Origin of the sequence: Luteolibacter arcticus, from assembly GCF_025950235.1 — a bacterium.
Lineage (GTDB): Bacteria > Verrucomicrobiota > Verrucomicrobiia > Verrucomicrobiales > Akkermansiaceae > Haloferula > Haloferula arctica.
Genome location: NZ_JAPDDT010000011.1, coordinates 70,975 through 91,784, shown reverse-complemented (window position 1 = coordinate 91,784; position 20,810 = coordinate 70,975). Strand labels below are relative to the sequence as shown.

The 20,810-nt window shown below is 65.0% G+C and carries 12 protein-coding genes; 6 read left to right on the top strand and 6 right to left on the bottom strand.

Features of this window, described 5'->3' with window-relative positions; genetic code table 11:
• The first annotated feature begins 133 nt into the window (after window positions 1–133).
• Entirely contained in the window at window positions 134–676 is a 543-nt protein-coding gene (locus OKA05_RS20835) for a hypothetical protein (RefSeq protein WP_264489126.1), read from the top strand.
• A 119-nt stretch (window positions 677–795) separates the two neighbouring features.
• On the opposite strand, the gene OKA05_RS20830 is transcribed toward OKA05_RS20835, so the two are convergent.
• Window positions 796–1,920 carry a hypothetical protein gene (locus OKA05_RS20830; RefSeq protein WP_264489125.1) on the bottom strand — a complete coding sequence of 375 codons (1,125 nt, stop codon included), beginning with the start codon at window positions 1,918–1,920 and terminating at the stop codon, window positions 796–798.
• A 170-nt stretch (window positions 1,921–2,090) separates the two neighbouring features.
• On the opposite strand from OKA05_RS20830, the gene OKA05_RS20825 reads away from it, so the two are divergent.
• The 4 genes from OKA05_RS20825 (at window position 2,091) to OKA05_RS20810 (ending at window position 5,882) form a co-directional block, all read left to right on the top strand.
• Complete coding sequence (locus tag OKA05_RS20825) at window positions 2,091–3,155, top strand: hypothetical protein (RefSeq protein ID WP_264489124.1); 1,065 nt, start codon at window positions 2,091–2,093, stop codon at window positions 3,153–3,155.
• Window positions 3,091–5,214, top strand: a complete 2,124-nt coding sequence (locus OKA05_RS20820; RefSeq protein ID WP_264489123.1) for a DNRLRE domain-containing protein — start codon at window positions 3,091–3,093, stop codon at window positions 5,212–5,214. Before OKA05_RS20825 ends, OKA05_RS20820 begins: the two co-directional genes overlap by 65 nt.
• A 110-nt stretch (window positions 5,215–5,324) precedes the next feature.
• Window positions 5,325–5,702 carry a hypothetical protein gene (locus OKA05_RS20815; protein ID WP_264489122.1) on the top strand — a complete coding sequence of 126 codons (378 nt, stop codon included), beginning with the start codon at window positions 5,325–5,327 and terminating at the stop codon, window positions 5,700–5,702.
• The gene (locus OKA05_RS20810; protein ID WP_264489121.1) at window positions 5,703–5,882 is read left to right on the top strand and encodes a hypothetical protein; all 180 of its coding nucleotides are present in this window, start codon (window positions 5,703–5,705) and stop codon (window positions 5,880–5,882) included.
• A gap of 121 nt (window positions 5,883–6,003) precedes the next feature.
• Here OKA05_RS20810 and OKA05_RS20805 read toward each other — a convergent pair whose 3' ends face one another.
• The 3 genes from OKA05_RS20805 to OKA05_RS20795 all read right to left on the bottom strand — a co-directional run bounded on the left by OKA05_RS20805 (window position 6,004) and on the right by OKA05_RS20795 (window position 15,497).
• On the bottom strand, window positions 6,004–13,593 hold the full coding sequence (locus OKA05_RS20805) for a tandem-95 repeat protein (protein WP_264489120.1): 7,590 nt from the start codon (window positions 13,591–13,593) through the stop codon (window positions 6,004–6,006).
• Between the two features lie 94 nt (window positions 13,594–13,687).
• Window positions 13,688–14,155 carry an RNA polymerase sigma factor gene (locus tag OKA05_RS20800; RefSeq protein WP_264489119.1) on the bottom strand — a complete coding sequence of 156 codons (468 nt, stop codon included), beginning with the start codon at window positions 14,153–14,155 and terminating at the stop codon, window positions 13,688–13,690.
• A gap of 451 nt (window positions 14,156–14,606) precedes the next feature.
• Complete coding sequence (locus OKA05_RS20795) at window positions 14,607–15,497, bottom strand: ThuA domain-containing protein (RefSeq protein WP_264489118.1); 891 nt, start codon at window positions 15,495–15,497, stop codon at window positions 14,607–14,609.
• 189 nt (window positions 15,498–15,686) lie between these two features.
• Here OKA05_RS20795 and OKA05_RS20790 point away from each other — a divergent pair, with 189 nt between their 5' ends.
• Window positions 15,687–17,504, top strand: a complete 1,818-nt coding sequence (locus OKA05_RS20790; RefSeq protein ID WP_264489117.1) for an NPCBM/NEW2 domain-containing protein — start codon at window positions 15,687–15,689, stop codon at window positions 17,502–17,504.
• Window positions 17,505–17,538: 34 nt separating this feature from the next.
• On the opposite strand, the gene OKA05_RS20785 is transcribed toward OKA05_RS20790, so the two are convergent.
• Together OKA05_RS20785 and OKA05_RS20780 are read right to left on the bottom strand one after the other, a co-directional pair.
• The gene (locus OKA05_RS20785; RefSeq protein ID WP_264489116.1) at window positions 17,539–18,798 is read right to left on the bottom strand and encodes a hypothetical protein; all 1,260 of its coding nucleotides are present in this window, start codon (window positions 18,796–18,798) and stop codon (window positions 17,539–17,541) included.
• A 24-nt stretch (window positions 18,799–18,822) separates the two neighbouring features.
• Window positions 18,823–20,565 carry an RNA polymerase sigma factor gene (locus tag OKA05_RS20780; RefSeq protein WP_264489115.1) on the bottom strand — a complete coding sequence of 581 codons (1,743 nt, stop codon included), beginning with the start codon at window positions 20,563–20,565 and terminating at the stop codon, window positions 18,823–18,825.
• Between the last annotated feature and the right edge of the window lie 245 nt (window positions 20,566–20,810).

Genomic DNA, 20,810 nt, shown 5'->3' with positions numbered 1-20,810 from the left:
GCGCCCCGCTTTCCCTACGAGAAAAATGAGAACCAACACCAGAGACATCAAATACCAATAGCTCCAAAGTTAATCCAAAATCGATAGACCCAAGCCATAAAAAACCATTAACCCCCTCTATGTCATCGGCACCGTGGTAGCGACTCGCACCGGTGTGCCGGTCGGCCGCAACCTGCTGCATGATCTTCATCTCGCCGGGGGCGGCGGCTTGGGAACCGACTTCCTGTTCGAAGGCGTGCTGGATGACGTGGCGATCTTCCGTGAGGTCCTGGACACTACCCAGATCGCCATCATCCGCAGCACGGGGGTGTCCGGTTTCACCGGATTGCCCCAGCCGCCGGATGCCCCGCTCGCCATCACCGGCGTTTCGGTTTCCGGGGGCAATCTGATCATCGGTGGCGCATCCGGGATCGTGATCGGCCAGTTCTATCATCTGGAGAGTTCCACCACGCTCGACTCCTTCAACCCGATTCCGGGCAGTAACTTCACCGGGGGCGACCCGGTTCCCGTGGTTCCGATGTCCAAGGAGCAGCACCTCCCGGCTGTTGAGTGTTTTCCTGGGTACGAAATAGAGGTCGAATGGCCCTGGGGGGTTTGTCTCCCGGGGCCATTTGCAGATCGCGCGATGCGATTGAAATGGATGGCTCATGCCGCGTCCTCGTCCCTGGCTGCATGAAGACCGGGTGGGCCAGTCGGCGGCCGGCGATCATCTGTTCCATCACCAGCTCCGGGTTGGCTTGCTGGGCAGCGAGATTGTCAGGCATCAGACTGACAGGCATCTTAATGCCATGGCCATCACCTCGCGGGAGTGAGGTGGTCTTGGATCATCTGCAGTATCCGTGCCCGGGCGTTGGCATCCGGAACGTCGTCCACCCACTTTTCCAAGGCAGTGGGATCCTGCTCGACCCAGGCGCTGACGACGAGCTCGAGCGCGGCCGCACGGTCGCCCTCGCCCGGCAGCCTCAGCGCCACGTCAGCGGCCTGCTCCGGCGATCCTTCGAATGCCAGCCGGATCCCGCGCGAGATCGCTTCTTCACGCGATTCCTGGTCAGGCAGTTGGGACGCCCAAGCCATCGCCGCATCCGCGTCGCTTCTCACCCATGACTCGAGCAGGCGGCCGGCGACATGGGTCTTATAGTCGCTTTCCACCAGCGAGTCGGCAAAGTCCGCCGCGCCCGAGGGGTCTCTCGCCGCCCAGTGCCGCACCGCTTGATAGTAGAGCCCATCCTGGAGTTCGAGATCCCCGACCGACTCAATCCAGGCAATCGTCGCCTCGAGATCGCGATCCAGCTCCGACGCCAGTACCACTCGAAGCGCGGCGAGGCGCTCCTCATCCGAGGCCAGACTCCCGGCGGCGCGCTTCGCCGACTCCGGGTCTTCGCCGGCCCATTCGGCGAAGATTTCTTCCAGGAGCGACCGCCGGAGATCACCGTGGACGTGGTGCGACAGCTCGAATGCCCGCGCGGGATCCGGGCCGGCAGTGAGATCGATGGCGGCCGCCCAGAACAGCTCCATCTCCGGCGACGGCCCGCGGCTCTCGGCCCATGCGATGGTAGCTGGCAGATCGGCGCCGATCAGGCCGCGCAAGACCCCGCGAGCCAACTCTTCGCTACCTGGGTGAAGCGCCAGCGCCAAAGCCTGTTCGAACGCGGCGGCACGATCCCGTTCCGCCAGGGGTTGAAGCTCGAGGAGGGCCTCTTCCGCGGACAAAGTTGCCAGGTGCTGCCCGATCCCGGCGCCTTTTAGACGCACAGTCTTGTTAGACTGCTCGGTCGCGCGGCGTGGCGAGTGGATGCCACCCCCGGGTACCTCATCCGAGGCCACCGCGCTCCCACGGTGGAAAAGCCATCCCGCCGCGAGAACGGCGAGCAGAAGGGCGGCGGCGAGCACAGGCAGCAGCGGGATGGATCGTGGGTTCACACCACGACTTCCAACCATGGATGGCGCCCCACGTGTCGATGCAAATCCTCCGCATGCCAGGTGAAGATTCCTTCACATCCATTCTCTTCCCCGGTTTTAGAGAGATAGCGTTGATGTATCTAACCGTTTCGCGCTGATAGCGGACGGGCGAATCAAGAAAAAAGCCATCCATGCAGTCTCGTGCCTCCGCGGACATCCGCGACTTTCAACCGGTCTCCCAGCCGATCCCGCGGGTTCAACGTTTCCTCTCCGCGCTGGCCGGATCGACCACGCTCGTCCTGCGCTGGGCCTGCGCCGCGCTCTTCATCGGCCGCGCGTGGCAGCACCTTTTTGTAGGCACTCCCTACCGGCCTATCCTGTTCTCGCAGTCGCTGATGGAAGGCTTTGTCGGAACCGTGTTCGGGCTCGATTGGACGACCTGGGCGACCAGCCCGGTGGTGGAGTCGAATCTGGCGCTCGCCACGCGGTTCATCGGCGTGGTGCTGGCCTTGTGTGCGGTCGCCGCGCTGGTGACCGTGCCCCGGCGGACCTGGTCACGGCTGCTGCTCGCTTCCGGGACGACGGTGCTGGCGGTTATCGCCTTCGCGGTTTATCGCGACAAGCTCCTGCGTGTCGGCGAGCTGTTTGAACTCGCCTGTGCGATCTCAGCACCGGTCGCCTTGCTGCTCGCCACCCGGCCGGCCGGAGCTGGCGGATCATTTCTACGGCACGGGCTCGCCGTGGCGGTGGCCGCGACCTTCGCCGCCCATGGACTTTACGCGGTCGGCTATTATCCGCTCCCCGGCGAGTGGGTGACGATGGCCATGACCATCCTCCGCCTCGGCGAGCAGGCCGCCGTCACGTTCCTTTTCGCCGCGGGTGTCCTCGATTTCCTGGTCGCTCTCACGATCTTCATCCCCCGGCTGAGTGTCGCCGCGGCCGCCTATGCTTTCGCGTGGGGCCTCCTCACGGCGTCCGCACGCGTTGTTGCCAACGTCACGCCGGAGAATTTCCACGAAAGCGCGCTCTTCTGGATTCCGGAGATGCTCGTCCGCCTCCCGAACGCGCTGCTGCCACTCGTCGTGCTCGGGCTCTTGGTGCGCGGCCTGATCCCGGACCGGCGGCGCGATGAAACGATCTCGCCGCCGGCCCAAGCCACGGCGCCGAAACCAGAAACACACCCGTTGAACCATGAATCCAATCCTGAAGCCCACCGCCGCGGCCTTGGCCGCCTTGCTCGCCATCTTGACTCCTGATCAAGCCACCGCGGCGACCGACTACTTCCGCCTCTCGTGGCGGGCCGACCCCTCGTCGACGATGGTCGTCGGCTGGCGCCAGAACGGCGGCTCCAGTCCGGTCGTCCATTACGGCACCACCGACCACGGGACCAATTACGCGTCCTATCCGCTCAGCGCCACCCCCGCTCGCACGACGACGGCGAAGGGCATGACGCACAGCTTCGCCCGCCTAGCCGGGTTGTCCCCGGACACTGCCTACTACTTCGTCGTACGCGACAGCTCCGGCACCAGCGCCCGGATGTGGTTCCGCACCGCTCCGACGGTGGCCAAGGATCTCACCTACATCACCGGCGGCGACTCGCGCAACAACCGCACCCCCCGCCAGCAGGCCAATCAGATGGTCTCGAAGCTGCGCCCGCTGTTCGTTCTTTTCGGCGGCGACTACACCGACGGCAACACCAACACCGAGTGGGCCGACTGGTTCGCCGACTGGCAGCAGACCAAATCAACCGACGGCCGGATGTATCCCATCATCGCCGCCCGCGGCAACCACGACGATAATCTCAGCCTTGTGGACATGTTCGATATCCCCAACGCGAACGTTTACTACGCGCTCAACGTCGGCGGCAGCTTCATGCGGCTTTACACCCTCAACAGCGAGATCACCGCCGGCGGCACCCAAGGCACCTGGCTGTCGGACGACCTCGCGGCCAACACCGCCGCGAAGTGGAAGATTGCGCAGTATCACAAGCCGATGTTCCCCCACGAATCGGCGAAAGCAGAGAACACCGCGATCTACTCCGCCTGGGCCCAGCCCTTTTACGACCACGCGATGAGCCTCGTCTCGGAGAGCGACTCCCATTGTGTGAAAACCACCTGGCCCGTCCGGCCCACCGGCAGCACCTCCTCGGCCAGCGCCTTCACCCGGGATGATGCCAATGGCACCGTCTATGTCGGTGAAGGATGCTGGGGAGCCCCGCTGCGCTCCGCCAACGACAACAAAAGCTACACCCGCAACAGCGAAAGCTTCAACAACCTGATGTGGGTCCACGCCTACCAGGACCGCATGGAACTCCGCACCATCGACGTCGCGAATGTCTCGTCGGTCGCCTCCGTTTCCGATTCGAATCCCTTCGCCCTCCCGTCCGGCCTGAACGTCTGGAATCCTTCGAATGGCGGCGTGATCACGATGTATCCGCGCGACGCGGGCACCCCGGGCAACGTCGCTCCGACCGTGGCTCTCACCGCGCCTTCCAGCGGCGGCAGCTTCACGGCCCCCGCGGCCATCACGGTGAGCGCGAACGCGGCCGACTCCGACGGCAGCGTGACCGGCGTGGAATTCCTCGCCAACGGTTCCGTCATCGGCTCCGACAGCACCAGCCCCTACTCGATCTCGTGGAGCAGCGTGCCGGCTGGCAGTTACACCGTCACCGCCCGCGCGACCGACAATCAGGGATCTATCACCACCTCCGCGAACGTCGGCATCACCGTCGTGCCCGGCGCGGGCTCGACCGTCGTCTCTCTCCAGAATGGCACGAACGGCTACAGCGGCGCCACCGACACCAAGATCCGCAGCAACGCGGCGACCACCAACTACGGCACCGCCACCTCGATTGAAATCGACGGCAGTCCGGACTACGCCGGCCTCATCCGGTGGAATCTGTCCTCCATCCCTGCCGGGAAGACAGTCACCGCGGCCAGCATCACGGTGAACGTCACCGATGTCACCACGGAAGCCTATGAGATCTACGCCCTCCGCCGTAATTGGACCCCATCGCAAGCCACATGGAACATCGCCGCCAGCGGCGCGAACTGGGGAACCCCCGGAGCCAGTAACACATCGACCGATCGCGAGAGCACCGTTCTCGGCACGATGAGCAGCTCCACCACGGGGCTGAAAACGTTCGCGCTCAATGCCAGCGGCGTCGCCAAGGTGCAATCGTGGGTCAACAGCCCCTCGAGCAACCATGGCTTCATCATCATGGACTACGTCAACAACTCCAACGGCCTCGACTTCAGCTCGAGCGAGGACACGGCGGCGGCCAACCGTCCGAAGCTCACTGTCACCTATGAATAGGTTAAAAGTGCCAATAGGATAAAAGTGCCTGTCCCGAATGGCACGGGGTTAAGCCCGTTTTCGGGCTGCAGGGGTGACGGAAAGCCGGCCGAAGTACGGTAGTTGTAGTTGTGAAGCAACAACCCGTCCTGGCCAACTTTCCGTCACACGTCTTTGCCACCGCACGCCGCAGGTTTCAAGCCGGGATCCGCAGGCTCCGCGAGTCGCTGGCCGGCGAGTCCCTCAGCGGTTATTCCGTGATGTTCGGCGACGTCCTTCCATCGGCTTTCCTCGGGAGGATCGACCCGACCCGGCGCAACCGCCATTTCGGCCATGTCCCGGTGTTCTGGGCCTGGCTTGCCCAGATACTGGAAGGCAACGCCCCTTGCTCGAAGGCCATCGGCTTCGTCCAGAGCTGGTGCCGTTCCCAGGGGCTGCCGGTCTCGTCCAGCGACACCAGTTCCTACTCCAAGGCCAGGTGCCGCCTCTCCGACGCTTTCCTCGACTAGGTGGCGCACCGGGTCGGCGAGGCGCTTGCACGACGCCAATGGGAGGACGACCGCTGGCATGGCTTCACCCTCAAGGCCGTCGAGGGCTCGACGGTGAACCTCGCCGACACGGAGGACAACCAGAAGGCCTTCCCCCAACCGCCGGGCCTTTATGGGGTGTTCATGGGATTTGCCGGGTGAATCGAGAGCCGCTGATTTCAGGGTATTTCGAGATTTCGTTTCGTGAGAATCAAGGCCTCGATGACGGGCGATCCGTCACCGAGGCCGATGCGCAAAAACCAATAACGAGACCCCAATAACGTCACTGGCTGGCGCGCAAGCGGAAGAAGCGGCGGGTGTCTCCCGGTGGTGGCGTGTAGGTCGCGCGGATCGTGCGGATCCCGCCTTCTTCGGAGAGGATTTCTTTCACCACGTTGGCCGGTGCCCAAGCGCTGGCATCGCCGAGGTCGGTGCTTTCTTCGATGACGAGGCTGACACCGGAAACGGTCAGGTCGCGCTGGTAGTCGAAGTGGAAGGTTCCATTCCTCTTCGTCAGCTCAAGGTGTCCACGCTGGGCGGGTGTCGCTCCGACAGCGGGCGGGGCGAGAGGGTCGATGCCCATGGCGTAGGCGAGCAGGTTCACCACACCGTCGTGGTTCGGATCGGCTTCCTTGCCAGCGGTTTCGGGGTCGGTGGAGGCTTCGCCGAAACGGGCGCCGGCCCATTGGGCATAGCCGTCCTGCGCCTGCGCCTGCGGCTGCGGCTGCGGCTGCGGGTCGGTGGCCGGGGTGAGGATGAAGCCGGCGATGGAGCCGCGCTTGCCGCCGCTGCTGACGGGCAGGGAGATGGTGATGCTATCATCGGTCAGGCCGGCGAGCTTGCCCCAGCCGCGCTTGCCGGCGGTCACGGTGCCGACCGCGGGCAAAGGTTGCTTCCCATCGCCCAGTAGGGCCGCGGTGATGGTTCCGAGCGGAGGCAGGTCGCCGATCGCATCGGCGGAGGGCTCCGAGGGCACGCCGCTGTGGACGGTCGCGTCGTGGAAGGGCTCGGCGATGGTGCTGTCCGCATTGAACAGCAGGGTCAGCGTGTAGCTCGTCGCGCGGTTGGCTTTGACGAACTGCTGGAGCCCGGTGAGGTGGATGGACGCGCCGACCGAGTCGCTGGCAGAGTAGCTGCCGCCGCCGCCGCTATCGTCGAGGTAGTAGCGGAAGACGCGCTGGGAGGCATCGCTGCCGGAGAGGGCGTTCGATCCCCGCTGGTACGGAACGGAGGAGAACGAGTTCACCGTGACGCCGGAGTAGCTGCCGGTGCCGCGGCCGTTCGCCAAAGGTCCGTTGCCCGCGTCGTCAATCGCTTGGTTGTTCCAAACGACGGGTCCGGTGATGGCGGCGGCGGTGTTCAGCGCGAAGGTGTTTTCCACGGCGGCGACCGCGGTGTTGTCGCTGGTGGATTGCCGGTAGTTCACCGCCAGGCTGCGGCGGACGATGACGGTGAGGTCGAAGCTCGCCTCCACCCACGCCCCGCCGGGATCGGTGGCGCGGATGACGACGGGGGTGGCGGCGGCTTCATCGCTGGCGGCGGGAGTGCCGGTCAGCGCGCCGCCGGGGGCGACGGTGAGCCAGCCGGGGCCGGAGCGTTTCGTGAAGGTCAGGCTTTCACCCTCGGGATCGGAGGCGATGCCGGCGAAGGCGGTGGCGTAGTCCTCGCCGGAGATCGCGTCCCGCTCGGCGAGCTGGAAGGCGGCGAGCGTGACGGCGTCGATGACCGGCAGGTCGTTAACCGGCGTGACCGTGACAACGACCGTGGCGTTGGAACTCCCGCCCTCGCCGTCGGAGATCGTGTAGTTGATCGTCGCCGCGCCGTTGAAGTTGGCGTCGGGCGTGAAGATCAGGGTGGTTCCCGAGTTGATCGCGACAGCACCGTTTGAAGAGGTCGCGGCGGTCACGGTGAGCGTATCGAGGTCCACGTCACTGTCGTTGGCGAGCACCGCGAGCGGCGACGATACGGCATCTTCCGCGAGGGTGGCGAAGGGCGTGCCGGCGCTGCCATCGTTGACGGCGAGAGGCAGGTCGTTCACGGGAGTGACGGTCAGCACAAAGGTAGCGGTCGTGGTGGCGGTTCCGTCGCTCACCGCAAGAGTGACAGCGGACGTCCCGAATTGATTGGCGGCCGGGGTCAGCGTGACGGTGCGGTTCGCGCCGCTGCCGCCGAGTACCACGTTCGCCAAAGGCAACAAGGTCGTGTCGGACGAGGCGCGGGTGACCGTGAGAGACGCGGCGGCGGTTTCAACATCGCCGATCGTTAAGGCGATGGCGGAGGTGGCGGTGTCCTCGTTGATGCTCTGGTCCGCGACCAAAGAGATTGTCGGCGCGTCGTTGACCGCCGTGACCGTGACAACGACCGTGGCGTTGGAACTCCCGCCCTCGCCGTCGGAGATCGTGTAGTTGATCGTCGCCGCGCCGTTGAAGTTTGCGGAAGGCGTGAAGGTCAGGGTGGTGCCCGAGTTGATCACGACGAAACCATTCGGTGAGTTCGCCGCAGTCACGGTGAGCGGGTTGAGGTCCAAGTCACTGTCATTGGCAAGCACCGCGAGCGGCGACGATACGGCATCTTCCGCAAGGGTGGCGAAGGGCGTGCCGGCGCTGCCATCGTTGACGGCGAGGGGCAGGTCGTTCACCGGGACGACCGTGAGCACGAAGGTATCGGTCGCCGTGACGGTCCCGTCGCTCACCGTTAGGGTGACGTTGGAAACGCCAAATTGATTGGCAGCGGGAGTCAGCGTGACGGTGCGGTTCGCGCCGCTGCCGCCGAGCACCACGTTTGCCAAAGGCAGCAAGGTCGTGTCGGACGAGGCGCCTGTGACCGTGAGAGACGCGATGGCCGTATCGACATCGCCAACCGTGAAGGCGATGGCGGAGGTGGCGGTGTCCTCGTTGATGCTTTGGTCCGCGACCACGGAGAGCATCGGCGCGTCATTCACGTTCGTCACGGTGACGGTCAAGGTCGCATCGGTGGTGAGACCACCGGCATCCCTCACACGCACCGTGAAGTTGTTCAGGCCGACATGGCTGTTGTCAGGGGTGCCGGAGAGTGCGCCGTTCGCGGCGACTTGCAGCCAACCAGCGGCTCCGACCTTTTCGTAGGTCCGCGTGTCGCCGTAGTCCGAGTCAGACGCCTCGAGTTGGCCGACGAAGGCCAAGTCTTCGGTCGCGTTGGCGACGAGCGAGCCGACGGTAAAAACCGGGGCGCGGTTCGGCACCAGCGTGCCGTGAAGCGCGCGGACTTCCGCGGCAGAAAGGGCGCGTTCGTAAATGCGGACATCGTCGATCTCGCCGGTGAAACCATTGCCGGTCGGATCCCAGATCCCGCCGCCACCGATGCGGAACGGGGACGCGGACGATCCGTAGTTTGACGTGGCCGAGCCGCCGGTGGTGGCGAGCACGCCGTCGATGTAGATTTTCAACGTGGTGCCATCGCCGACGCAGGTGACGTGGTGCCACTGGCCGACCGACGGAAGCGGGGTGGACGCGCTGCCGCCGCCGGGGGTCCAGATTTGAAGACTCCTCCCGCTGATGCCGAACTCGACGGCGTCGTCCTGGCCCCAAAGCCCGATCCGATCGCCATTGGCCAGGGATGATTTGTAGCAGCCCGAGAGGGTGAACGCCGGGCGGTTGCTGAGAAGACTGGAAGGCGTCGAAACCGAGTCCGCGCCATCGAAGGACAGTGCGCCTTGGGCTGTGCCCGCCGTCCAGGTGGCACCGCTGACGGCACCGTCCTGGATACGGCCGGTGGAGTCGTCGGCCACGGTGCCGGAGTTTTCGTCAAATTTCCACCAGCCGCGGAGGTTGGCGTAGGTCGCCGCCGGTTGGGACGCGGATAGTTTCGGATTGGTGCCGAGGGTGATTTCCAGTCCGTTGGTGAAGCCGTCGCCATCCAGGTCCGCCGCGAGATCGGCGGATGCGGCGTCGATGTTAAGCGTGACCACAAAGGTCGTGCCGGCGGCATTCGTCACGCTCAAGGTGAAAGCATTGGCCCCGGCGTTCGCCGCGTCCGGGGTGCCCGAGATGGTGCCGTTGGCTGCCACGTTCAGCCACGCCGGGCCGGAGGTCTTGGCGAAGACGAGCTCGTTGGCAGCACCACCGTTGAGATTTCTCGCGTAAGCCTGGAGCGCGGTGGCGGCGTCCGTGACGGTGATGTTGATGGTCACGGGACCGGGCAAGCCCGCGGCGACGCCCAGAGCTTCCTGCAGCGATCCGGTGCCGGACGCTGCCAGCGAGTTCACGATGAGCGCGGGCGTCGGGGTCACCGGCGTTTCAAGATCGGTCAGCGCGGCATCACCGTTGAGAGCCCCGTTGCGGGCATTGACGAGGTCGGAAGGAACGGCACCCGCGGCATCGTCGAAGCGCCAGCAGGAGACGAGGCCCGGCGCGTTCGCGGCGACCGGCCGGCGGTAGTTCGAGGCGATCTGCTCGCCGCTGCGCGTGGTGTTCCAGACCCGCACTTCATCCATCTGACCCCGGAAGCCTTCGTTGACCCTCCTGGCGTCCCTGCCGATCAGCGGCGGGTGGTTCGCATCGAAGAGCACGGGGACGCCGTTGAAGTTTCTGCTGCCGGCCTTCCAGCCGTTCACGTAGATCGCGCACTCGTTCCCGGACACCGCGTAGGCGACGTGCATCCACTCGTTGGCGCGGTAGTTCACGCCGATCCAAGCATCCCCGTTCAGCCAGGCGTTGGCGGTGCCGATTCTTCCGGAGACCTCGTTGCCATCGCTGATCTTGCCGGCGAAGCCGAAGTCCGCGGCGGCGGTCTGGGTGCTGAAGACGGTCATCACCCCGGCGGTCTGCGAGGGCCGGACCCACGCTTCCACTGTGAAGTTGCCGCTGACGGCGGCACCGGCCGGCGCGGAGACCCAGCCATTGCCGTTCAAGCTGAGGCCAAGCCCGTCATGAACCTGGCGGTCGTTCTGCCCCAACAGGCCGAAGCGGTTGCCATCCTGCTCGACCGCCTGCTGGACCCGCACGCGATAGTCCCCCGGTTCGACCCAGCCGGAGAAGCCGCCGAAACGGGCATTCCCGTTCTGACCCCAGTTGCTCGGGGTGTATTCCGGTGCCGCCGCCCCGAAATTGCCATCGTCATTCGTATCGATCCAGAAGCGCGCGCCGCCCGCGCCGTAGTTGATGAAGCGCGTCCGGCGCAGGACCTTGAGGTAGCCGTCGTATTGAACGGAGAAATTCCGCCAGTCGCCATCGCTGCCACCGGTGATTCCCACCGTGTTCCGGACTCCCATGCCATTGTCGAGATAGAGCGGGATCGGGTCCGCACGGTTTCCCGAAATCGCCTGGGTGGTTGTCCAGTCGGCCTGCGCCGCGACATTGCGGAGGCTGGCGTTCACGAAGCTCGCGTTGAGTCCGTAAGTCTGGAGCTGCTCGTCCTGATAGATCTCAAAGTCCCCTTCTCCCTGGTGGACCAGTTGGAACGAATTTCCGCCCCCTCCCTCTTCATACTGGATCCGGACCTTGTAGTTGCCGGCCGGCAACGCGGCACTGTATTGGCCGACCGTGGCCGCCTGGCCGGTGCCCCAGCCGTTGTTGAGGAGCTCGCCCGCTTCGAACGCGTCGTTGGCGTTGGTATCGATCCACATCCGGCTGCCGTCGTCGCTCTTCGTGGCCAGCCGCGTGGTCCGGTTGATCCGGACATAGCCGTCCCATTGCACGGAGAAATTGTTCCAATCCGCATCGGTCCCGCCGGTGACTCCGACCGCGGCCCGCGAACCCCAGCCCGCGGAGGGAAAGTGAGGCGGAGCATCGACGCGCGTCCCGGTGCTTACTTGGCTCGCGGTCCAGTCGGACTGGTTGACGGCGCGGAGGCCGCTGTTGAAATAGCTGCCGGTGAGGCCGGGTGTCGTCAGCGCCGCCGTCGTGAAAAGATCATACGCCGCGGCCGCCGGTAGCAGCTCCACCTGGAGGTCGAGATACTCGTTCGGTGCCACCCCGCCGAATCCCAGATTGGTCAGGCGCACCGAGCCGTCCGGCGCGGTCCAAGTCACTCCCGTCGGCAGCCCGGCGTCCTCCCGGTCGAGATCGCCGGCGTCGTAGCCGTTTCCCGGAATCGCATTGATCCGGGAGAAAGGCGTGCAGTCGATCTGGCGGTGGCCGTTCACCGAGTTCGCCCACACCAGGTAGGCGCTCGTACCCAGCAGCGGGTTGTTGACGTAGTTCCGCCGCAATCCCGCCCAGATCCGCTGGCCATCCGCCGTGCGGAAACTCAGTGCCAGCTTCCGGTTCGGGTCATCGGCCGCATCCGCGTGATCGAAGCGGTGAACCCGGTAGATGCCGCTCGCCGTGGCATCGGCGACCGCCGCCGGCTGCATCCAGCCGAGGCACACCTTGCTATCCATCGAGAAATCCCCGAAGTCAGTCACCCACGTGCTGCCGGGGGCGGTCCGGTGCTGGTTCCCCATGGCATCGAACACGTCGTTGTACTCGTCGTTCGCGGCCGGGCCATACTGGGTGACGAAGCCGTTGCGTTCCGTCCAGTCGCCACCGGCCTGGTTGCCCACCCAGGCGTTCGCGTGATTGAGCCCGTAGTTGTGCCCGAGTTCGTGGAGGAAGGTGCCGTAGTCGGATTGCCCCGTGACCCACTGCCGAGAGCCTCCGACGTTGGCGAAGGCTCCGGTCATGTCCCCGGTGGGAATCGCCGAGAAAATGAAAATGTCGTAGTCCGCCAGAACATAGCCTGCCGCGACCGCAGCGACCAATGCGTCGTCCGCCAGCGGGCCGGAGGTGCTGGGAAGCGCCTGGTATTGCGCCCTGGTTCGCGGCAGCCGCAGCACCTGCGGCGTCGCCGTCATAGTGCTGAGTCTGGTCACTCCATAAGACATGCTTTCCAAGCGAGCCGAGGCCGAGGCCAGCCGGGCCTCCAGCGTCGCCTCGGTGAAAACCGCCCCGATGGCATCCGCGAAATCGAGCCGCAGCGCGAGCACCCGCTTGGGCGTGGCGCTCCATGCCAGCGACGCGGCGGACGCTCCGCCGATGATGCTGCCGGCCTGCCCGCTCGAACTGGAGAAGGCGATCGCCAGCCCTGCTTCCACGGTATGCGGCCCGTTCAAAAGCAGCGCGGCGGTCAGTTCGCCGGCGATGACATTCACCGAACTCGTATCAGGAAAGGTGACGCGCTCGCCGCCGACCAGCGCCGTGACCTGAAGTCCGGCATCGTCCTTCCGCGACGGCAACAGCCCGGCGACGGCCGCCGCATCCGCGGCGTCGAGCAACTGGAATACCCCGGAACGAAGCACCACCTCGTCCTCCAGCCGGATGCCCTGCACCGGCAGTCCGCTCTTGCTCGTCACGTCTTTCCACCCGCTCCACGGATGCACCTTGAGCGAGCCCTCCGCCGTCCCGAGCCAGGTCAGGTGACGCGGCTCCCGGTTGCGCTCCTCCGCCGGACGGCAGTCGGAAAGCACATCGTAGTTCGCCGTCATGCTGAACGGCCGCTCGGTCAGCGTGCGCACCGCTTCCGGCAGCGCCGCCCATTGGCTCCAGGTCAGCGCCGCTTGCAGCGCTTCTTCCGGTCGGGTGCGCATGAGCTCCGCCATCACCGGCTTGCGCGCCGCCGCGAGCCGCAGCCCTTCTTCCAGCAGCGTCGGCCGCCGGTCTGGCTCCGCGCTCTGCCAGCGCGCTTGCCATTCGCTCAGAGCGGCCAGTTCGGGAATCTCCAGCACCGGTGCGGCGGCTGCCGCCCGTTCGCCGCGCGGCACGGCAGGCGCTCCGGGAGCGGGGATCGCCTTTGCCCGCGGGGCCGGCGATTTCGTCGCCGCCGCTTCTTCAGCCGGCGGAGAATCCATGCTCAGGTAGCACAGCACCCCGGTGACAAGCAGCACGGGAGCGGCAAGAATGATGGCGGTTCGTTTCATGATGGGTGTTGGGAATCAAATGCGTCGGGAATCGGGCGGATTTGCCGGTGCTGACGGCAATCGGGGAAAGACAGGTGGCGGAAGAAGTGGAGGATCAGCACCCCGCGGTGGTGAGCGCGAGTTGGGCGGCCTTGCGGGCCAGCGCGCAAAGCACCTGCTGGGACACATCCTCCGCCATGGCATGGTTGCCGGTGCGGCGCAGCGCGGTGTGGAAAATGAGACCGCCGTGACGACGCGCCAGCTCCGAGAAAGCGGACTCATCCCGCTCGCGGGCGAACAGTCCCAAAAGGTTGGCGTCGTCGGTTCTCATCGGGTTCAACAAGGAACACCCGGTCGCCTCGGATTCCGGACAAAATATTTTTCGACGTCCGCGAAAAATGTCGGCCGGACGGTTGATGGCGACCGACTTCGCCCGCTGGATTGCGCCTCCCTCGTTGGCCGAAGCATACGACCCGAAGGCGGCGCGCAACGCCGACTTCCGCTCGTTCAAGTCGGCCGGTTCCGTTTCCGCATAATCCACCGCACTCTCACCATCGCCTTTCGCCCACGCCGCGAAGAACACCTAGCGGTTCGCATTTGTCATGCCGTTGTCGAAGAACGGCCGCAACTGATCAGTCGATTCCCTGAATTCGCCGGGGCTCAAATGATCGATCAACGCGATCAACTCCCGGATGCTTTCCTCGCAGACGCACCGGTCACCCGACTCCGCGCCGGAAACCAGACGGCTGATCCGCTCTCCGTTTGAAAGCGGATCCTTCCGGTCCATCAAAGAAGGACTTCCCCCACCTTTCGAGGGTCGTTCCGCCGCCGCTTCAGCTGGCGCTTTCGTGCCCGAAATACCGCTTCTCCGCGGCTTCCGGAAGCTGACAACGCTTCACCGCCGCTTCCCTCCGGCTACTTGCGCATGGACAGGGCGGTGGCGGCGACCAGGAGCGCGAGCGCGACGGATGTTTTGGCTGTGGCTTTCATCGGAGACGGATTGAGACCTTTGTTAGAACCGGTGCGGCAAGGGGCTATTTTTTGTCCAGATTCGCGCCGAGTTCTTCGGCACGGACCTTGGAGGCGACACCGCTCTTCGGAACCTCGACCCTCGACACCCAGAGCATCGCGTTCAGCACCACCTTGCGGAACTCATCGTCACCCCAGTTCTTGTGAAAGTGGCCGCCGGTGAAGCCGACGCCGCGGCCGCCGTCCTTGCGCTCGACGCACCACATCATGGTCTCCGCCTCGCCCTTCTTATCTTGGATATGCGGATACGGGCCCTTGGGATGAACGTAGGGACCGTCGCGGGTCTCATCGGTCGGCGTCGCGACGAGTACGGATTTCACGCCCTCGTTTCCCTCGCGGAAACGGATCGAGAAGTACCACTCGTCGGCGATCTTGAACGGCTTCAACCCGCTGCAGATCGGGTGGTCGGGGTACTTCTTGATGTCCGCTTCCCAGATCGGGTTGCAGGAAAAGCCGGCTTCATACGCGCCGCCGACCCAGTCGCGGAAGACCTCGCCGGATTCGCCCTGGTCCTTGCCGTGATCGGCGCACTGCACGGCGTAGTGCATCAGCATCAAGCCGCCGCCGCGCTCGATCAGCTTGGCGATCTTCTCCTTCCGGCCGGGCTTTTCGAGGATTGGATGACCGTTGCCGCCATCGGCGTAGACGACCACCGCATCGGCGGTTTCCAACACGCTTTCATCCGACACCCAGTGGTTCGGATGCACGGAAACTTCCAGCCCCTGCACATCGGCGAGGCACTTCTGGAGCAGCAAGGCACCAGCGTGGAACTCGTGCATGCCTGCAGGATGGCTCGGCTTGCCGGCGATGATGACCAGCTTCTTGGCATCCGCGGCGATGGCGTTGGCGGCAAGGCTGGCGGTGATGGCGAGGAGGAACAGGGCTTTGGATTTCATGGACGGAAGGAGATGGCGCGGAGAGCTTGGGATGGAATGCGTGCGGAGGGCAAATCCTGACCTTTCCCGCGGCGCGCTTCACCATACTCCGGCGGGCGATCCGAAATCACGGGGTCTGGCGATTTTTCGTCAGGTCGTGAAGCAAAGCCGCATTTCATACCCATGTCCCGGCAACGGCCCCTCAAAACAATGAAGCTCCGGAAAAGTTCATTCGCCCGCCACGTCCTTCTCATCTCCTTGTCTCTGCTCCCCTTCCCGCTTGTCGCCACGCCGCAGGAAGAGATCGCCACCCAAGTCCCCGCCGCCCGCGCCATCCTCGATGCGTGGCAGGCCAAGAACCCCGAGCGCGCCGAACGGAAACTCCAAATCGTCCTCTGGACCCCCGCCGACCGCGAACCGGCACCGCGCCACCGCGAACGCCTCAGCGCCGCCTTGTTCGATATCCGCGATTTCTACGCCGGTGAAATGAAGCGCCTCGGCTTCGGCCCGCGCACGCTGCGCTTCGACCACGCCGCCGATGGCTTGATCAATATCCACCTCGTCCGCGGTCGCGGTCCGCATGCCGACTACAAGCGCGACAGCGGCAATGCCATCCGCAGCGAATGCCAGCCCCAGCTCCGCGCCGCGGGCATCGATCCCGACCGGGAGACGATCGTCATCTTCTGCAACATGGCCACCTGGGATCCAAAACAATCGACCATCTCCCAAAACAGCCCCTACTACGCTGGCGGCTCCCATCGGAATGGCACCGCGTGGCAGGTGGACTCGCCAATCCTCGATCTCGCCTTGTTAGAAAAGAAGGAACCGCTCGTCCAGGACGGCGATTACGGGAAAATCTCCGTCGGCCGCTACAACTCCATCTTCATCGGCGGCATCTGCCATGAGCTCGGCCACGCGCTCGGGCTCCCCCATTGCCGCGAGCGGGAGGATGAAAACAAGCACTTCGGCACCTCGCTCATGGGCAGCGGCAACCGCTCCTACCGCGAGGATCGGCGGGACGAGGGCAAGGGTTCCTTCCTCCCCTTGGCCGATGGTCTCCGCCTTGCCTCCCACCCCGTCTTCTGCGGCTCGGTCAAAGGCATCGACCTTCCCGCCACCGCCATCCCCGCTGACCTCGCGATCCGCCGTGAGGGCGAGGGCTTCGTCTTCTCCGGAACCGTCACCGCGGATCCCCCGGTCTATGGCGTCGTCGCCTACATGGATCCCGAGGGCGGCGGCGATTACGATGCGACCTCCACCTCCGCCGTGCCGGATGCCGAGGGCCGCTTTGCCCTCGACTGCCAAGCCCTCGCCTCCGGGAAAAAGGCGGAGCTACGCGTCGTCTTCCTTCAGGCCAATGGCGTCGCCTCCGGCTTCCTCAACCCCACTCCGTTCCGCTATCCCTACTCGGTGGACTGCGACGGAAGCGCGGACATTTCCCTCATCAAGTCCCGCCTCACCCTCGCTCCGGTGGCCGATGCCCTGAAGCAGAACAACAAGGCCCTCGCCAAAACCCTGCTCGCCCGCCCCGCGCTCCGCAACGATGCCAAACTCCTGGCCATCGCCAAGCGGCTCATCGAGTCCGATGAAGTCCGTCGCCCGCCTTCCCAGACCATCCGCTCGCTGGCGCTTTCCGATCTCCCGCCCGCAAACGCCAAGGTCGGCTACGGGAAAGCGACACGCGACCGTCTCCCGGAAGACTCCCCCCTGCTGATCAGCGGCGGAAAACTCTTCACCCACGGCTTCTACGCCCACGCTCCCGCCCGCCACGAGTGGCAGCTCGATGGCTCCTGGAAATCGCTCGAAGGATTCGCCGGCATCGCCGACGGCAAGGACGGCAGCGTCCGCTTCACCGTAGAAGTGGACGGCCGCCAACAGTGGCAATCCCCCGTCATCGGGTCCGGCAAGCTCGAACTTTTCCGCATCGACCTCACCGGCGCGAAGTCGCTCGTCCTCCTCACCGACGAAGCCGAAGGCGGCCGCGACAACGATTGGGGCCTTTGGCTTGATCCGGTGATCTCGCGGTGAGGTCTTCGCCGCCGGTTGATGCTCTTCCGGCGGGTCAATGTCCGGACAGGTGGGTCTGCCTCAAGTTCCGGGCGGCGTCCGGATCGCCTTTCTCCCACGCCGCGGCGATCTTTTCGATGACCTGGTCACGACGTTCGTCTTCGGGCAGTTGCACCGCCCATTCGGCGGCGCGGGCCGGGTCGCGCTTGCGGAGTCCCTCCGCGTAGGCGGCGATGGTTTCTTCCTTCATCGGACTTTCCGGCATCTGGTCCAGCCAGGCACCGGCCGAGTTCGGATCTTCATTGGCCCAAGACTGCATCCGCGTGACGAGGGGATGCGGGGTTTCGCCCGGGGAAGGCTCGAATCCCATCAACCAGTCGGCCCACTTCGGGGATTCATAGACGCCTCCATTTTCGTTGCAGGAGTTCACGAACGCCGCCTTCTCGTCCGCCGTCAGGCACTCATCGATCACACCCGCCGCCGCCGAAAAGGAGTTGGTGTCGAAAAGGTGGTGGAGCGCGCCGGCCAATCCCTCGCGAACCGGAGCGAGATCCGCGGCTTTGGCCGGATCCGCGGCCATCTCGTCCATGGCCTTGAAAATGGCCCGAACGGTCTCCGGATCCTGCAAGGCATAGCCCATGGTTTCACCGGTCTCCCGGTTCGCGATCCGGTCCTCGCCGGCAATATCGGCGAGAGCCTGCCGGGGATCGGATGCCGCCTGCTGGATGAAGGCATCGCGGAACATGCCGTCCCGGATCTCCGCGGGAATCCGGGACTCTTCGGCCCGGAGCCATGCGAGGGCGGCACCGGCTTCCTGACGGGTCCACAGGTCGAAAAGGTGGCTCAGACGTTCATCGTCGCGGTGCTGCTCGATTCGCTCCGATAGACCGAGCGCCACCTCCACGGCACCGCGGGGGTTAATCACGACATAGTCCTGTAGGATCTGGAACTCCCGGTGGGAATCCGGGCCTGCCTCCAGCTCCATCAGGACCCGCGCCAGGGCATCGGGGCTCATTTGTTTCAACAACGCGTTGTAGCGTTCATTCCGCTCGCCGACGCCGTTGGGGTAGGTATCTCCCCTGCCCATCACCAGGAGCTTCTTGAGTTCCGACACCGGATCAGCATCGCCCGCGGGCGCCTGATTGCCGGCGGAGAACGTGCCATCCGCGAGTCGCCCGCCGCCTCGCGCCGGGGAAGGGATCTGCTGCGGTGCCCGCGCGATTTCCTCGCGGAGGTGCTGAAGATTGGACCACTGGATCAGGCCGATCACGGTGGAGGAGGCAAGGATGCCGGGAATGAGAAGCTTTCGTTTCATGAGGGCGGGTCGTCCGGTGCCGGGCTATTTCTCAAGGTTGTCGTGTGCTTGCTGTAGGAGACGATCCGCGTCCTTCGGCATGGTCGTCCGAAGCCAGTCCTCAATAGCCGGCGCTTGCCTGGAGTCCTTGGCGGAAAGGCGCGCCACCGCGGCGGCGACGACCTGCTTCTCCTCGGCTGCGAGCTGCCCGCTTGAAAACCACGACTTCACATCCGGAAACCGCTTATGGCGCATCAACTGCCCCGTCAGGCGGGTCAACATCGTATGTGGCGGGGCATCGGGAGTTGCAGTCTCCCTGGCATACTGGAGATAGGCCGCGGCTTCCGCGGGATTGGGCTCACCTAGCCAAACTTCGTGGGAGGAAAGCACCATGCGCATCAGCTCCAATCTTGCCTCCGGGGGTTGGCTGCCCAGCCAGGCGCGCGCGGACTCGGGATCATCCCGGAGACGCTGCTCGAAGACCGGGAGTTGGAACTTCCCGACCCCCGCGTCCGGCACCCAATCCCCATTCTTCAAGTCCCGCTTCATACTCTCGATCCACGTTTGGGCCGCGGCCGGATCCCGCCGGGCCCACTGCTTGATCAGAAACTCGCCGTTCGCGTGGTTGAAAAGTCGCGCGAATGACGGAGACCCCTTGAAGGCATCCATGATCAACTTACAGGCCGCCTCCGGATCGGTTTCCGCGAGCGTCCGGCCGAGGTTCCCCAGGAACAGGGCTTTTGTCATCCCGGGAGTCTCGGAGTCTGTCACCTCCTTTATCAGACGGGAGAGATCGGCCGGCGGGATGCGTCCCAGCTTCGCGTTGAATGCGTCAAACTCCGTCGAGGTCTTCGATCTGAAGCATTCCTCCATCAGCGTTTGCCAGTCGCGATTGGGGGACAAACCTACGTCCAATGCCGGCGGGCGGGAAAGGCGCTTGCGGGCTGCCATGGCATCCGCGGTAGCCGTGGAGTGGGTCGGATGTTGTGTCAACCCGGCGAGATCTCGCTTGCCGCTGGAAATGGCGGCCTGCTGCAAGCCGAGCGGGATCGCGCACGCGATCACGACGACCGGCACGAGGACTTTGGTTTTAGTGGTGAGCATCAGGAGAAGCGGGTTGAGCGGGAGGATGGCGGTGGTGGAAACGGCGTGGCCGGCCAAGGTCGCGACGAGCGTGGCCGGGGCCGCCTTGGCTGACTCCGCCGTGAGTCCGGCCGCGAGAACGGCGGCCGGAAGGATCACCCCGCGCGAGCGGAGGAGCCGGGAAAGCTTTTCCAGAGCACGCGAGGATTGCTTCTGCACGGCATCCGCGGATTTGCCCGTGCTGGTTGCGATCTCGCGGAAGGACAGGCGGCGGAAGAAATGGAGGATCAGCACCCCGCGGTCGCTTTCCCCCAGAGTGTCGAGCGCGGGATCGAGATGGGGCATCGCCTCCTCCCAAGTGCTGGTTTCGGGACCGGTGGCAGGCATGGAGTCGGGATGCTGGAGTTCTTTGCGACGCTGCCGGGAGGACTCCGCGCGCAGGGCTTTTGATGCCTCGAAGATCGTCGCGCGGTGCAGCCAGGGAGCCAGACCGCTCTCCCCGGTGGTGAGCGCGAGTTGGGCGGCCTTGCGGGCCAGCGCGCAAAGCACCTGCTGGGACACATCCTCCGCCATGGCATGGTTGCCGGTGCGGCGCAGCGCGGTGTGGAAAATGAGATCGCCGTGACGCCGCGCCAGCTCCGAGAAAGCGGACTCATCCCGCTCGCGGGCGAACAGTCCCAAAAGGTTGGCGTCGTCGGTTCTCATCGGGTTCAACAAGGAACACCCGGTCGCCCCGGATTCCGGACAAAATATTTCCCGACGTCCGCAAAAAAAATGCCGGCCGGACGGTCGATGGCGATCGATCTAGCGCGGAAAGCCGGCTTTCCCCATGGAACCCGACCGCCGCCCGGCTTTCCGATGGGATGACTACCGCCGCACGACTTTCGCCCCGGCGGATTCCCGATGGCAGACGAATGGATCTCCTTTCGCGGAAAGCCGTCGAACCCGTT